The sequence below is a fragment of the Dokdonella ginsengisoli genome (assembly GCF_042652785.1).
Classification (GTDB): domain Bacteria; phylum Pseudomonadota; class Gammaproteobacteria; order Xanthomonadales; family Rhodanobacteraceae; genus Dokdonella_A; species Dokdonella_A ginsengisoli.
Genome location: NZ_JBHSHD010000005.1, coordinates 120,501 through 135,775, shown reverse-complemented (window position 1 = coordinate 135,775; position 15,275 = coordinate 120,501). Strand labels below are relative to the sequence as shown.

Genomic DNA, 15,275 nt, shown 5'->3' with positions numbered 1-15,275 from the left:
GGCATTCCAACGGAGAGCTTCCATGCAATTTCCGCGTTACGCGCTCGCGCTGCTGGCGAGCTTCACCGGCCTGGCCGGGGCCGCAACCCGCACCTGGCCCGGCGCCGCGCCCTGCGATGCGAGCCTGCAGGCCTGCATCAACACCGCCGCCGACGGCGACCGCGTCGAGATCGCCACGCAGACGCCGATCACCGAGCCCGTGGTGATCCGCAAGCGCAGCCTCACGCTGACCGCAGCCGACGGCTACGCGCCGCAGTTCACCGGCGACGGCCTGTTCATCTCGAACGCGGAGATCGGCGACGATCTGGACGTCCGCATCAGCCGCCTGAATTTCGCCAACGCCTACATCAGCGCGACCTACAGCGGCACCGGCACGGCCAATCTCGACCTGCGCGAACTCACGCTCACCTACGCGCCGGGCAGCACCGGCCGCCTGATCAGGATCAATTCGGCCGGCGGCACCGTCAACGCGAGCCTCTACGACAACCGCCTGCGCGGGCAGCCGCCCGATCTCAATTCCGGGCTGATGGAACTGGTCGCCAGCGCCTCGACGCTGAACGTGGAGGCCTACTACAACCGGATCGAAAGCAGCGCCCCGGGCCTGGCCGAAGGCGCCGGGCTTTTCGTCGACGTGCATGCCCTGACCTCGGTCGGCGGCGCCGGCTCGATCAAGCTGCACGGCAATCGCGTGCAGGGCGCGTTCTCGCGCGGTGCATTCTTCGTTTCCGAAGGCCTGTTCACCAGCACGGCGAGCGCATTCGACCTGCGCATGTACAGCAACGTCGCAGTGTGCGGATCGGCAGGCGACGGCGGCGGCTCGGGCATCGACCTGGTCGTCGCCAACGGCACGATCGATGCGCAGGCGATCAACAACACGGTATCGCGCTGCAACCGCGGCTTGTCGGTGTCGAACTGGGATGGCGCCGCCGCCGGCCGCGTCACCGGCACGGTCTACAACAACCTGGTCTCCGCGCAGCGCGGCATCCATTTCAACGCCGCGCAGACGCCGGATCTTTCCAACGACTACAACCTGATCGATGCACCGATCCCCAGTTCCGGCGGCTTCACCCTCGGTCCGCACACGATCCTCGCCCGCGCGAACCTGGTCGCGGCGTCGACGCCGCGCCTGCGTGCGGATTCACCCGCGCGCGACGCCGCCGACACCGGCATGCTGGGTTTCGGCCTGATCTTCAACGGCCTGCCGCTGACCGACGCCGACGGCCTGCGCCGGATCAAGAATCCCGCCGGCAGCGGGCCGGACAAGGCGGACATCGGCGCCTACGAGTTCGGCGACATCAGCTTCGCGCACTCCACCGCCGCCGCGAACATCGACGACTACATCAGCACGATCGACCATCCGGCCGGCAACGACCGGCCCGGCGCGGACCTGTTCCTGACCCCGAACTTCGACGGCGGCGAAAACTCCGCGGTCACCTTCAACCGCCCGTTCGGCGTGTGGTACTCGGGGCCGCGCTGGACCGTGTTCGACCAGGGCTTCGCCGCGCTCCCCGAACACGTGGATTTCGACGCATTCGTGCCCGCGCGCGGCAGCGGCGTGTTCCGCCACGTCGCGGACGCGTCGAACGCCTCCGGATGGACCAGCCAGCTCGACGACGCCAGCGTGAACGGGTTGCCCGACCGCATCGTGCTGGTCACCCAGAACTGGAGCGCGGGGCCGGTCTACAACGCGCATCCGGTCGGTGTCTTCTATTTCTCGTTCGGCGGGCCGGGCGCCTGGCTGGTCGCCAACCTCGACATGACCGATGACCTGCCGCTCGGCGCCGGCTTCAACGTGTACGCGCAGGAGCCCAGCCCGAACGCGTTCCGCGCGACGGCCACGGCGGCGAACACTCTCGGCAGCGGACTGGTGCTCGACCATCCGCTGCTCAACGGCACCGCCTGCGCGCAGCCGATGGTGACCCGGCTGTTCGACGGCAATCCGGTCGCCGGCCACTTCGACGTCGACTACGACAACGGGAAGTGGCGGATCTTCTCCTACGACGGCATGCCGGCCGGCACCCAGTTCCACGTGCTGGTGAACCCGGCCCAGATCGACGACTGCAGGGACCGCCTGTTCGCCGACGGCTTCGACTGAAGGCCGCAGCCGCGGACGCGCCCGGCGCGTCCGCGGCCTCGTCTCACGGGAACGGCTGGTCCAGCGGGAAGCCCTGCACGAGGATGCCGGAGGCGCCGGCGTTGACGTCGTAGACCTCGAACGCGAGCACTACCACGTCATCGGAACTCACCGTCGAGCGCAGCGGCGAGCCGCCGTCGAAGCGCACGTTGTCGATCGTGCGCGTCCACAGTTCCATGCCGGTCTGCGAATAGGCGCGCAGCCGCACCGTGCGCAGCGCCTGCGGCGGGCCGTACGGCGCCGGCTCGGTGTAGATCGCCAGCGCACGCCCGGCGCGGTCGCCGACCAGGCCCATCAGCTGCATGCCGGGCATGTCCACCGGCACGCTGTCGGCGCGCCACATCAGCGTGCCGTCGGCGTGGAAGCGCGACAGCGAGCTGGCCCAGCCGAACACGTCGTTGGACACGGCGAGCGCGCCGTCGTCCGGCAGCGCGGCGAGCGCGTGCACCATGCGCGTGCCGCAGCAGCCGATGTCCAGCGCCACGCCCCACGGCGTCTGCGCATCCATGCGCAGCAGCTCGTCGCGCATGAACTCGCGGTCGCGCCGCACCACGTAGCCGATGCCGCCCGGCGACAGCGCGAGGTCGGCGACCTGGCCGTAGGACGGATCGCCGAACTGGAAATTCGGTCCGTTGGGCTGGCCGGCGGCGTCGTACGTGAGCAGGAACACGCCCATCGTCGGCGTGTTGGTGTCGTCGGCCGTGCCGATCAGCGTGACCGAGCCGTCGGCCGCCACCTGCATGTCGCGCACGCGCGGGTACGACAGTGGCATCACCGCGATGCCGGTCTGCCACAGCGGCGACAGCGTGGAGAGATCGTAGGCCTGCAGGTCGACCGAGCTGCCGCCGATCTTGTCGCGCACGATCACCGCATGCCGCGCTGCGTCCACGCCCAAGCGCACGGGTTCGATCGCCGAGTAGCTGGGCAGCGGGAAGTCCGGACCGAGGCTGCCGGGGGCAGGCAGGAAGCCGGCGAGCCGGCTCCAGCGGCGCGCCTCGACGTCGCCGTAGGCCGAGTAGCCGACGATCGGATCGCCGAAGCGGCAGTCGATGCCGAACGTGGCCAGCTCGCGCGAACCGAGCGAGGCGTGCAGCGGCGTCGGCGCACCGTCGGCGGCGTGGAAGCCGTAGACGTGCGCGAAACCCATGTTGCCGAAATCGCGGTCGTTGCTGAGCAGGCAGACGTCGCCGTCGGTGTCGGCGACGAGCGCCGCACCCGGCGCGAGGTTCTGCTGGAAGGAAGGCCCGCCGACGATCGTGTACTGCCAGGCATGCGCCTGCACGGCAGCGGACGCGAGCGCCAGTGCGCCCGCGACGGAAAGCAGTCTGTTCATGGTGTCTCCCCCGGGATGCGTGTGGGAACGCGCGCGCACTATAGCGGCACGCCGTGACGGCCGATTGTCGATTCGCGCACGCGCCGCGGCGGCGTGGAATCCGCCGCCCGACCCGCTACGCTATGGCGCCTTTTCGTGGAGAGCCCGGCATGCGCGTCTGCGTCTATTGCGCCTCGAGCGCCCATTGCGACCGCGTCTATCACGAGGCCGCCGCCGAGCTGGGCCGCACCCTGGCTGCCGCCGGCTGCACGATCGTCTACGGCGGCGGCGCGATCGGCCTGATGGGCGCGCTGGCGGACGCCGCGCTGGCCGCCGGCGGCGAGGTGGTCGGCATCATTCCGCGCTTCATGACCGAGGTCGAGTGGCAGCATCCGGGCGTGGCCAACCTCGAGGTGGTCGAGGACATGCGCGAGCGCAAGCATCGCCTGCTGACCGGTTCGGACGCGGTCGTCGCGCTGCCCGGCGGCAGCGGCACGCTGGAGGAGCTGTTCGAGGCGCTGACCCTGAAACGGCTCGGGCTGTACTTCAACCCGATCATCCTGCTCGACACCAACGGCTTCTACCAGCCGCTGCAGCGCTTCATGGAGCAGGTCGTCGAACAGCGCTTCATGAACCGCGATCACCTGGCGATGTGGTCGCTGGCCGAGCGCGTCGAGGATGTGCTGCCGGCGATCCGCAGCACGCCGCGCTGGCGCGAGGACGCCCGCGCCTACGCCGCGGTGCGCTGAGACTTCAGTCGAAGCGCGACAGGTCGCGGTCGGCTTCGCCCGGCGCGGAGCCGCCGCCGTCGGGATCGTCGAACAGGCTGCTGACCGCTACGTCTTCCGTGCCGTCGCCCGCGCGCGCGGCGGCCGGCTCGCTCGCCGCCTTCTGCTTTTCCCAGCGCGTGCGGATCGGATTGGCCGACTCGGCCGCGTCCAGGGTCAGCAGCAGTTCCTGTTTCTGTTCTTCCGGCAGCTCGGCCCAGTGGCAGTCGGCGAGCGCGCCGGCCATCGAGTAGAGCAGGTTCAGGCTCGGCCGGAAACCGGCGCGCTTGACCTTCAGGAACGCCTCGACCGGGCCGATGCGCGCGAGATCCTCGGTCGTGCGCACGCCGACCTGGCGCAGCCAGGCGGCGGATTTCGGGCCGACGTTGCGGATCTTGGTGTCGCGACTGCTCATCTTTCGTTCCCCATGCGGCGCGTGCGGAAGCGGCGCCCGTTCATGCGATCGACCCGAGGTAGATCGCGCACAATGCCTCCATGCCGCGCCGGTCGTCGGCGTCGAAACGCGCCGTCTGCGGGCTGTCGACGTCCCACACGCCGATCAGGCGCTCGCCGTCGTACAGCGGCACGACGATCTCGGAATTGGAATCGGCGTCGCAGGCGATGTGGCCGGGGAACGCGTGCACGTCCTCGACCAGTTGCGTAACGCGCGTCGCCGCCGCCGTGCCGCACACGCCCTTGCCGAGTGCGACGCGCACGCAGGCCGGCTTGCCCTGGAACGGACCGACCACCAGTTCGCGGCCGTCGAAGAAGTAGAAGCCGCACCAGTTGATGCCGGGCAGTGCCTGCCACACCAGCGCGGCGAAGTTCGCCGCGTTGGCGACGCGGTCGCGTTCGCCGTGCAGCAGGCCGCGCATCTGCTCGCCCAGTTCGGCGTACAGCGCGGTCTTGTCGTCGGTGCGCAGCGGGGAGGCGGTGAACATCGGGCGGATGCGGCGGGAAAGCTGCATTCTACCCTTTGCCGCGTTCGCGGTATTGCCTATGCTGCGCCGGCACGAATCGCGTGCCCGTTCCCGACTGCCGATGGCCGCGTCCGTCGATGATGTGCTGCAGGTGCGCAGGCACCAGCCGACCCGGCTGGAGGGCTTCGTCGACGCCTCGTTCGCGTTCGCCGTGACCTTGCTGGTGATCTCGCTCGGCCACGTGCCCGCCTCGGTGTCGGAGATGCTCGCCGCGCTGCGCGACGTGCCGACGTTCGCGGTCTGCTTCGTGCTGATCGCGCGCATGTGGCGCAACCATCGCGACTGGAGCCGCCACTACGATCTCGACGACGCCGGCGCGGTCGGACTGAGCCTGCTGCTGGTGTTCGTGGTGCTGATCTACGTCTATCCGCTGCGCATCGTGTTCTCGCTGATGTTCTCCTCGCTCAGCGGCGGATGGCTGGCCGAGCACGCCATCGGCATCCGGACGGTGTTCGAGCTGCGCGCGGCCTTCGTCGTATTCGGCCTCGGCGGCCTGGCGATCTGGAGCGTGTTCGCGCTGCTCTACCGCCACGCCGGCCGGCAGCACGCGGCGATCGGCCTGTCCGCCGCGGAGCGGCTGGTGACGCGCGTGCTGATCCGGCGCAACGTCGCCTTCGCGCTGGTCGCGCTGCTGTCGGTCGCGCTCGCCGCGACGCTGCCGTTCGCGCAGTGGCCGGCGACGATCTGGCTGCCCGGCCTTGCCTACCTGCTGCTGATTCCGGCGGCGGCGCGGTTGCGCCGCGCCGCTGCGCGCGAGCTGCAGGCCCTGGCGGCGGCGCCGTGAGCCGCGGCGTCTTCGTCACCGGCACCGACACCGGCATCGGCAAGACCTACGCCGCCGTCGCGCTGCTGGCGAGCCTGCGCGCGCGCGGCCTGCGCGCCACCGGCATGAAGCCGGTGGCGAGCGGCTGCCGCATCACGCCGCACGGCCTGCGCAACGAAGACGCCGAGGCGCTGATCGCCGCCAGCGATCCGGCGCCGGCCTATGCCCATTGCAATCCGTACGCGTTCGAGCCGGCCATCGCCCCGCACGTGGCGGCGCGCGAAGCCGGCGAGGAAGTGCGTTTCGATCCGATCCGCGCCGCGCACGCGCGCATCGCGCACGGCGCCGACCGCGTGGTCGTGGAAGGCGTCGGCGGCTGGCTGGCGCCGCTGTCGGATTGGCTGATGCAGGCCGACCTCGCGCGCGGGCTGGAACTGCCGGTGATCCTCGTCGTCGGCCTGCGTCTGGGCTGCCTCAACCACGCCCTGCTCAGCGCGCGCGCGATCCGCGCCGACGGCTGCACGCTGGCCGGCTGGATCGCCAACCGCATCGATCCGGCGATGGAGCGCTGCGAAGAAAACCTCGCCACCCTGCGCGCGCGCCTGGACGCCCCCTTGCTCGGCGTGCTCGCCTTCGCGCCCGGCGGCGCCGGCGCGGCGCTCGACGTCGCCGGCCTGTAGCCGATGCGCGAGACGTCGCCCCGCACTACCGGCATCGCGGCTGGGTGGCCCTGGCTGCTGGCGCTGGCCGGATGGCTGTTCGACGCGGCCGCCTACTGGCCGGGCCACATGTCGTTCGATTCGGCCTACACCTGGTGGCAGGCGCGCAGCGGCCAGACCGTCGACGTCGTTCCGCAGGCGCTGGTGCTGGTCTGGCGCGCCTGCGAGGCGCTGCATTCGGGCCCCGGCCTGGTCTTCGCGCTGCACCTGACGCTGTTCTGGAGCGGACTGGCGCTGCTCGCACGCGCCCTGCGCCTGCGCGCGGCCGGCACCGCGGCGCTGATGGTGCTGGTGGCGTTCGCGCCGGTGCCGTGGCTGCTGCGCGGGCACGTGTGGACCGACGTCGGCCTGTTCTCGGCGCTGCTGCTGGCGACCGGCGCGCTCGCCTGCGTGCAGACCGGCGCGTCGAAGCGCTGGCTGGCGCTGGCGCTGCCGGCGCTGTTCTACGCGGCCGCCCTGCGCCACAACGCGCTGCCGGCAGTGCTGCCGTTCGCGCTCTGGTTCGCCTGGCTGGCGCTGCGCGGTCCGCACGCGGTCTCCCGGGTGAAAGTCGTCGCGCTCGCCGGCGTGCTGCTGGCGGCGATGCTGGCGACCAGCCAGGGACTGTCGCACACGGCGCAGCGCCGCGTGCTGGTGTGGCCCTCGCTGGCGCAGTTCGATCTCGTCGCCGTGTCGATCGCCACCGACCGCCTGCTGCTGCCCGACTTCATGTACGCACCGGGCCTGGAGGTGGCGGAGCTGGCCGGCACGTTCCGGCCGTGGAGCAACACGGCGATGTACTCCGGCCTGCAGCACCCCCTGTACGAACCGTTCCTGGTCGAAGCGGGTTCGGAACAGGCGCGCACGCTGCGACGCGCATGGCTCGACGCCGTGCTGGATCATCCCGGCGCGTGGCTCGCGCACCGCTGGACGCTGACGCGCGCGCTGTTCGGCACGCACGCGCGGAACTGGCCGCGCGAGCTGGTCTACGTCGACGCCGAAGTGCAGTACCGCGACAACCCGCCGGTGGCGCGCAACGCCTCCGCGCTGCACGCGGCGCTGATGCGCGCGGCGGCGGCGCTGGTGGCGACGCCGCTGCTCGCCGCGTGGCCGTACGGCGTGGTCGCCCTGCTCGCGTTCGTGCTGGCCTGGCGCCGCCGGCGCGAGACGCAGGCCCGACTTGCGCTGATCCTGCTCGCCAGCGCGGTGCTGTTCGCCGCGCCGCTGCCGCTGCTCGCTCCGGCCGCCGAACTGCGCTATCTGGGCTGGCCGTGCGTGGCGGCCCTGCTCGCGCTGGCCTGCGCGCTGGCGGGGCCGCGCGGCTCGGCACGCTGATACACTCCGAGCCGTTTCGCGGCGGCCCGGACGTTCGCACGCACGGACGCGCGGGACTTGCCTCACCTTCCTGCTCCCGCACGAGGAATTCCATGCCCACCCGACAGCGCTTCATCTTCTCGATCGACGATCTTCCGAAGGCCCGCGGCGAATCGCACGAGCTTTCCTTCAGCGGCGGCTCCGCGGAGAGCTTCGCCGGCCTGCTGCAGCAGTCCCTGCGCGAACCGACGCTGTGGCAGCGCTGGAAGGCGATGCAGCCGGACCCCGATGCGGTCGATCCGTCGCTGGGCCAGAACGACCCGGCGGCGACGGTGGAGGCGCACCAGTCCGACGTGCACGTCAGCGTCACCGTCGTCACCACGCTGCCGCACGCGATCATCCAGCACCGCATGACCCTGTTGATCGGCAAGCACTGGACGCTGCGCGACGTCAGCTCCGCCTGATCCCCGAAGCCGCAACCGCCGCGCCTGCGCGGACGCGAACGGAGCTTCGCTGCGCGCCCGCGCTTCAAGGCACCGCGGGTCAAGCGCCGCTGAGCGCCGGCGCCGCCCGCTCCTGCAGGCGACGCCCGGCGGCGCAGGACCTCAGGTCCCGGGGGCGCCCTTCGCGCGCATGTTGTCCGGCGCCTTGACCGGATCGGCCGGACGTCCGGGCAGCTTGACCGGCGCGGCCTGGATCGCCTTGCGCAGTTCCTCGATGCCGCGATCGAGCTGCGGGTCCTTGCCCTCGAGCTGCGCGGCGACGTCCTGCTCGACCACGATGTCCGGATCGACGCCGTGGCCCTCGACGACGTACTGGCCCTCGGGACTGGCACTGGCGAACTGCGGCACGAAGATCTCGCCGCCGTCGATGGCCGGTCCCCAGCCGGTGATACCGACCACGCCGCCCCAGGTGCGCACGCCGATCAGCGGTCCCAGCTTCGCCTGCTTGAACATGTGCGAGAAGATGTCGCCGTCCGACGCGGTGGTGCCGTTGCACAGCGCGACGAGGTGGCCGAGGAAGGTCTCGTTCGGGTAGGTGCCGGTGAAGTCGACATTGCGTCCGTAGTCCAGGCCGAGCACCTTGCGCGACAGGCGCTCGATGACCATCGCCGAGACGTTGCCGCCACCGTTGTCGCGCACGTCCACGACCAGCCCCTGCTTGCGCAGCTGCGGGTAGTACCACTTGATGAACTCGCGGATGCCGTCGGGGCCCATGTCGGGGATGTGCAGGTAGCCCATCTCGCCGTTGCTGGCCTTGGCCACGTACTCGCGGTTGTGAGCCACCCAGGCGTAGTAGTTCAGCGGTTCCTCGCTGTCGATCGGCCGCACCAGCACGGTGCGCGCGCCGTCGCTGCCGGGCTTGCCGTTGACGGTCAGCTGGATCAGCTGGCCCGGCGCGGTGCGCAGCAGGCGGTACGGGCTGTCGTTGCGCGTCAGCGGCTGGCCGTTGATCGCGACGACGTAGTCGCCCTCCTTCACGTCGACGCCGAGCTCGGTCAGCGGCGAGCGGTAGCGTTCCTCGTCGTTCTGGCCCTGCAGGATCCTGGCGATGCGGTACTGGCCGCTGGCCGCGTCGAGCTCGAAGCGCGCGCCGAGCAGACCGACGTACGGCTTGGCCGGCAGGCCGAGGTCGCCGCCGCTGACGTAGGCGTGGCCGACGTTGAGCTCGGCGACCATCTGGCCGAGCAGGTAGTTGAGGTCGCTGCGGTCGCCGACCCAGGCCAGCATCGGCTCGTACTTCGCGCGGATCGCCGGCCAGTCGTAGCCGTGCATGTTCTGCACGTAGAAATGGTCGCGGTAGCGGCGCCAGGTCTCGCGGAAGATCTCGGCGTACTCGGCCTTCGGGTCGACCAGGGCGAACAGGCCGTCGGTCTTGACGTCCTTCGGCTCGGGCTTGCCGGCGTCGAGGTCGATCACCTTGTAGGCGCCGTCGCTCTTGACCAGCGCGGTGCTGCCGTCGCGCGAGATCGACAGGCCGTCGACGCCCTCGAACACGTCCTCGCTCTTGCGCTGCTCGAACGACCACGCCTTCAGCTTGGTCTTGAAGGCGCCGTCGCGGCCGTAGTACTGGCCGTCGCTGACGACGTAGAGGATCGCCTTCCTGGTGACCTCGAAGCCGTCGATGTTGTCCGGATCGATCGGCGCGCGGGTCAGGCGCGCGTCGAGGCCCTCGAACTCGATGCGGTCGTTGACGTCGGCGGCCGCCTTCGGCTTGGCCTCGTCCTTCTTGTCGGCGTCGCCGTCCTTCTTGTCCTCGGCCGCGGCGCTGTCGTTGCGCGGCGCGAACGGATTGCCCACGCCCTTGCGCAGCGCCAGCGCGTACAGGCCGGTGCTGCGGTTGCCGGCGAAGTTCCATTCGATGTTGGACAGCTGCGGCGCCCATTCGCGGTTGCCGAGGAAGTACAGGTACTGGCCGTCCGGCGAGAACGACGGCGAGTACGAATCGAAGCGCGCGTCGCCCACGCGCACGCTCTTGCCGGCGGCGAGGTCGTATACGTGCAGGCGCGGCTTGATGTCGTCCTTGTCGGTCAGCGAAAAGGCCAGGTAGTGCCCGCCCGGCGACCAGACGTGGTCGCGGCGCGGATAGGCCAGCTCGTGCGCGACGACCGGTGCGGGTCCGCCGCTGGCGGCGACGATGCGCAGGTTGTTGTTGCTGTCGACGAAGGCGATGCGCGAACCGTCGGGCGACCAGCGCGGCGCGTACAGGCGACCGAAGGTCTCGCTGGTCAGCGGCTTGGCGTTGCCGCCGTCGGCGTCGCGCACCCAGATCGCGTCCTCGCCGCTCTGGTCGGAGACGTAGACGATGCGCCGGCCGTCGTGCGACCACTCCGCCTCGCGCTCGTGCGCACCGGGCGTGTGCGTGAGGTTGAGCGTGATGCCGTCCTTGATCGGCACGCTGAACACCTCGCCGCGCGCGGTGAACAGCGCGCGCTTGCCGTTCGCGCTGAGCGCGTAGTCCTCGATCTTGTCCTTGACGCTGCGCTCCTGCGCGCGCGTGCGCACCAGATCGCTCGGCACGGTGATGTCCAGCGCCTGGTCCTTGCTGGACTGCGTGTCGTACAGGTGCAGCTCGCCGTCGACCTCGAACACGATGCGGCCCTTGGTGTCGCCGCTGGCCCAGCGCGCGTCGGCGCCCTGGTAGTCGGTCAGCTGCTTGGTGTCGCCGCTGGCGGTGTCGTAGCGGTACAGGTTCAGGTGCGCGCCGCGGTCGGCGATGAAATACACCGCATCGCCGATCCACACCGGATCGCGGTCGGTGTTCGGATCGTTGGTGATGTTCTTGGCCGACTTCGCGGCGAAGTCGTAGACGTACAGGTCCTGCGCCCAGCCGCCGACGTAGCGGTTCCAGGTGCGGAAGTCGCGGTACTTGGGCGAATAGACGATCTTGCTGCCGTCCGGCGAATAGCGGCCGACGCCGGCGACCGGCATCGGCAGCGCGGTCGGCAGGCCGCCTTCGGCGGGCACCGTGTACAGGCGCGGATTGGATTCGCTGATCGACTGCTCCCACGAGCGGAACAGCACGGACTTGCCGTCCGGCGTCCAGCCGTAGACCTGGTTGTCGAAGCCCCAGCGCTGCGGCAGCGGGCCCTTGGCCGGATAGAACGTCAGCTGCTTCGGCTCGCCGCCGCCGGCGGCGATCGTGTAGACCTGGTCGTCGCCGCCGTACTGGCCGGTGAAGGCGACGGTCGAGCAGTCCGGCGAGAAGCGCGCGGACTGCTCCAGGCCCGGCCCGGCGGTCAGGCGGACCGCGGTGCCGCCCTGGGTCGAGGCGGTCCACAGGTCGCCGGCGTAGGTGAACACGACCTTGTCGCCGCAGACGTCGGGAAAGCGCAGCAGCTTGGTGCCGGCGAAGGCGGCAGGCGACAGGAACAGGCTTGCCAGGATGGCAAGCGAGAGCGGACGGCGGGCGGACATGCGGACTCCCAAGCTTCGTGCGGAAGGGCGACGACGGTTGCACGAGCGCGGCGGCGACGCCTGCGCCGGAAGTCACGCCACGGGCGCGCAGGCCGCTTCGCGGCGCCCCGACCGTCGGCTCGGCCCATTCGTCGACGCGCTCACGATCGGCCCATAGAAGCGGTTGTAATAAGCCTCAAGGCGTAGTACACGATCGGTCTCCAGTCGCATGGAAACGGGGGAAGGACATCGCGAAGGGAGCGTGGGAGACGCAAATCTTGGCATCACTGGGGAGTCATCGAATGAAGAAATCGCATCCAACCGGCGCGGCGCTCGCCTGCGCCGCCCTGCTCGCGCTCGGCGCGGGCCACGCCGACACCGCCGCAGCGGCAACGGAGCCGAAGGAAACGCCCGCGGTCGTCGAGCAGGCCCGCGGGGCCGACCCGGCGGTCGATTACGCAAGCCTCGTGCGGTTCGGCCCGTGGGACGACCGCAACTACGAGCTGACCGCGGCGGACGTCGCGCTGCTGCCGGCCGACGACCGTCCCGTGCGCGGCGTGCCGGCGTTCTTCAAGGTGCTCAAGCGCAAGGAATTCGCCGCCGAGGGCCATCCGCTGGAAAAGTACTATCCGCGCGAAACCGACAAGGAATTCCTCGTGCGCTACGGCGGCCTGATGCGCAACGGCAAGCTGGAGCGCCGCGGCCTGGGCATCTACGCGCAGCCCGATCCGCACAATCCTCCGCCGGGCCTGATCTACGCCACCGATCCGCTGCCGCACGCGGTGCCGGTCGAAGGCGAGGGCCCGATGGCGATCGGCAACAACGAGACCGGCATCGAGTTCAACCCGGTCGATCCGAACATCGTCATCGCCGGCTCCAACGGCCCCGGCGGCCAGAGCATGAACTACTCCAGCGACGGCGGCGTGACCTGGATGTCGGCGGGCACCCTGCCCAACACCTGCTGCGATCCGGCTTCGGACTGGTCGTCCGACGGCACCGTCGCCTACACCGCCTCGCTCGGCGGCTCGAGCAGCTTCCGCACCGTCGTGTTCCGTTCCACCGACTTCGGCCAGACCTGGGGCCCGGCGCTGCAGGTGTCGTCCGGCGGCTCGGACAAGGAATACATCCACGTCGACAAGTCGCCCGGCTCGCCCTATCTGGACTACGTCTACACCACCTGGCACCAGGGCAACACGATGTACTTCGCGCGCTCGACCGACCGCGCGCAGACGTTCCAGACGCCGATCTCCTTCGGCACCGCCGCGCGCGGCATCGGCAGCGACATTACGACCGACGCCCAGGGCCGGATCTACTACGCCTGGCCCAGCACTGCCAACCACCCCAGCTCGGCGATCTGGGTGGTCACCTCCAGCGACGGCGGCGCGACGTTCTCCGCACCGGTACAGGCCTACGACCTGCACGGCGAGTTCGATTTCGCCATCCCGTCGATGGAGTCGCGCCGCGCCTTCATCTACGTGTCGGCCGACGTCGACCAGTCCGGCGGACCGCACGACGGCCGCGTCTACCTCGCCTTCACCGACGAGGCGCCCAACAGCCCGGGCGACGGCAGCGGCACCGCTTCCGCCTCGCACGGCTGGGTGCAGGTGGTCTATTCCGACGACCAGGGCGCCACCTGGCAGGTCGCCAGCACGCCGCACTCGACCACCGACCAGGCCACGGTCGATCGCTACCACCCCTGGCTCGACGTCGACGCCAACGGCATCGTGCACATCGGCTTCTACGACACGCGCAATTCGACCAACCGCGCCGGCGTCGACTTCTACTACGTCTACTCGGCCGACGGCGGCAGCACCTGGACGGACGAGACGCGCGTGTCGCAGATCGTTTCGCAGAACATCAACAACGGCCAGGAATGGGGCGACTACAACGGCCTGTCCGTGTCGCTCGCCAACACCGTCGCGATGAGCTGGACCGACAACCGCATCCCGGCCGGCGGCACCTCGCCGCAGCAGAAGTCCTACGTCGGTCGCGTGACGAACGTGGCCGGCGGCCCGAGCTTCCAGCTCGCGATCGGCGGCGGCGACGTCGCGGTCTGCGCCGGCCAGCCGGCCGACCCGATCGCGTTCAGCGCACGCGCGTTCGGCGGCTTCTCCTCCGCGGTGACGCTGAGCTTCCCGGGCATCGACACCAGCGTATTCCCGACCGCAACCGCGACGCCCAATCCGATCACGCCGGCCGATCCGGCCGCCAGCGGCACGATCACCCTCGGCACCGCGGCGGCCGCCGCACCCGGCGACTACGAGATCACGCTGTTCGCCACCGACGGCGCCGCCTCGCCGACCGAGCGCTCGGTGTCGTTCGGCGTGACCGTGGCCAGCGGCACTCCGGGCGCGGCGAGCCTGCTCGCCCCGGCCGACGCCGCCGCCGGCACGCCGCGCCAGCCCGTGTTCACCTGGTCGGACGATCCGTCCGCGGTCAGCTACACGATCGAAGTGGCCAGCGACGCGGCATTCGCCGACATCGTCGCCACCGCCGAGGTCGACGAAGCCACCTGGACGCCGGGCACGCCGCTGGCGCCGCTGACGACGTACCACTGGCGCGTGCGCGCGAACAGCCCGTGCGGCGACAGCGCGTGGTCGTCCGCGTTCTCGTTCACGACCGGCGTCACCTTCCCCGAGCCGTACTGCCCGTGGGCGGTCTCGAACAACGTCGAGCCGATCACCCTGGTCGACTTCGCCGGCATCGACAACCGCACCAGCCCGACCCTCAACGGCACGCCCGCGCACGAGGACTTCACTGCGATCGTCGGCCACCTGTCGCCGGGAACGACGGTGCCGATGGCGGTCGAGGGCAATACCGACGGCGACTACACGACGGTGATCACGGCCTACGTCGACTGGAACCGCGACGGCGACTTCGGCGACGCCGGCGAAACCTTCCCGATCGGCAGCATCGACAACTCGACCGGCGTCGACGGCCAGCAGGTGACCGCCGGCATCGCCGTGCCGGCCACCGCCAGCGGAACGACGCGTCTGCGCGTGACGAAGAAGTTCAGCTCCGCCGGCGGCCCCTGCAACACCGACGGCTACGGCCAGGCCGAGGACTACACGCTGCAGATCGGCGACGAGCCGCCCACCCACACGGTCGGCGGCACGCTCGGCGGCCTCGCCGGCAGCGGGCTGGTGCTCAGCCTCAACGGCAGCGAGAACCTGCCGCTGGTGGCGGACGGCGCGTTCGCCTTCAGCACCGAGCTCGCCGACGGCGTCTCCTACGCGGTGACGGTGGCGAGCCAGCCCACCTCGCCGGCGCAGACCTGCACCGTGACCGGCGGCAGCGGCAGCATCGCCGGCGCAGACGTCACCGACGTGGCCGTGACCTGCACCACCGACATCGACGACGCGATCTTCACGGACGGCTTCGACGGCGCCGAGCGCTGATCCTGCCTCGCAC

General features: G+C 70.5%; 11 protein-coding genes. 7 read left to right on the top strand and 4 right to left on the bottom strand.

Going from position 1 to position 15,275, the window contains the following annotated elements; translation table 11 throughout:
* Positions 1 to 22 precede the first annotated feature (22 nt).
* Positions 23 to 2,095: a DUF7452 domain-containing protein gene (locus ACFO6Q_RS05180; RefSeq protein WP_380019497.1), complete on the top strand. Its 2,073-nt coding sequence runs from the start codon at positions 23 to 25 to the stop codon at positions 2,093 to 2,095.
* 43 nt (positions 2,096 to 2,138) lie between these two features.
* Here ACFO6Q_RS05180 and ACFO6Q_RS05175 read toward each other — a convergent pair whose 3' ends face one another.
* The gene (locus ACFO6Q_RS05175) at positions 2,139 to 3,467 is read right to left on the bottom strand and encodes a hypothetical protein (RefSeq protein WP_380019496.1); all 1,329 of its coding nucleotides are present in this window, start codon (positions 3,465 to 3,467) and stop codon (positions 2,139 to 2,141) included.
* Between the two features lie 149 nt (positions 3,468 to 3,616).
* Here ACFO6Q_RS05175 and ACFO6Q_RS05170 point away from each other — a divergent pair, with 149 nt between their 5' ends.
* Entirely contained in the window at positions 3,617 to 4,195 is a 579-nt protein-coding gene (locus tag ACFO6Q_RS05170) for an LOG family protein (RefSeq protein WP_380019495.1), read from the top strand.
* 4 nt (positions 4,196 to 4,199) lie between these two features.
* Here ACFO6Q_RS05170 and ACFO6Q_RS05165 read toward each other — a convergent pair whose 3' ends face one another.
* Positions 4,200 to 4,628, bottom strand: a complete 429-nt coding sequence (locus ACFO6Q_RS05165; protein WP_380019494.1) for a TfoX/Sxy family protein — start codon at positions 4,626 to 4,628, stop codon at positions 4,200 to 4,202.
* 40 nt (positions 4,629 to 4,668) lie between these two features.
* Positions 4,669 to 5,154 (bottom strand): GAF domain-containing protein, encoded by a 486-nt coding sequence (locus tag ACFO6Q_RS05160; protein ID WP_380019696.1) that lies wholly within the window; start codon positions 5,152 to 5,154, stop codon positions 4,669 to 4,671.
* A 100-nt stretch (positions 5,155 to 5,254) separates the two neighbouring features.
* Between ACFO6Q_RS05160 and ACFO6Q_RS05155 the strand changes: the two genes are divergently transcribed.
* The 4 genes from ACFO6Q_RS05155 to ACFO6Q_RS05140 all read left to right on the top strand — a co-directional run bounded on the left by ACFO6Q_RS05155 (position 5,255) and on the right by ACFO6Q_RS05140 (position 8,432).
* On the top strand, positions 5,255 to 5,977 hold the full coding sequence (locus ACFO6Q_RS05155) for a TMEM175 family protein (protein WP_380019493.1): 723 nt from the start codon (positions 5,255 to 5,257) through the stop codon (positions 5,975 to 5,977).
* Positions 5,974 to 6,636: a dethiobiotin synthase gene (bioD, locus tag ACFO6Q_RS05150; RefSeq protein WP_380019492.1), complete on the top strand. Its 663-nt coding sequence runs from the start codon at positions 5,974 to 5,976 to the stop codon at positions 6,634 to 6,636. The genes ACFO6Q_RS05155 and bioD overlap by 4 nt, the downstream gene beginning before the upstream one ends.
* 3 nt (positions 6,637 to 6,639) lie before the next feature.
* Positions 6,640 to 7,989: a hypothetical protein gene (locus tag ACFO6Q_RS05145; protein ID WP_380019491.1), complete on the top strand. Its 1,350-nt coding sequence runs from the start codon at positions 6,640 to 6,642 to the stop codon at positions 7,987 to 7,989.
* Positions 7,990 to 8,081: 92 nt separating this feature from the next.
* Positions 8,082 to 8,432 carry a hypothetical protein gene (locus ACFO6Q_RS05140; RefSeq protein ID WP_380019490.1) on the top strand — a complete coding sequence of 117 codons (351 nt, stop codon included), beginning with the start codon at positions 8,082 to 8,084 and terminating at the stop codon, positions 8,430 to 8,432.
* Between the two features lie 141 nt (positions 8,433 to 8,573).
* Here the strand turns inward: ACFO6Q_RS05140 and ACFO6Q_RS05135 are convergent, their stop codons facing one another.
* On the bottom strand, positions 8,574 to 11,885 hold the full coding sequence (locus tag ACFO6Q_RS05135) for a S41 family peptidase (protein WP_380019489.1): 3,312 nt from the start codon (positions 11,883 to 11,885) through the stop codon (positions 8,574 to 8,576).
* Between the two features lie 281 nt (positions 11,886 to 12,166).
* Between ACFO6Q_RS05135 and ACFO6Q_RS05130 the strand changes: the two genes are divergently transcribed.
* Positions 12,167 to 15,262, top strand: a complete 3,096-nt coding sequence (locus tag ACFO6Q_RS05130; RefSeq protein ID WP_380019488.1) for a GEVED domain-containing protein — start codon at positions 12,167 to 12,169, stop codon at positions 15,260 to 15,262.
* Positions 15,263 to 15,275 lie beyond the last annotated feature (13 nt).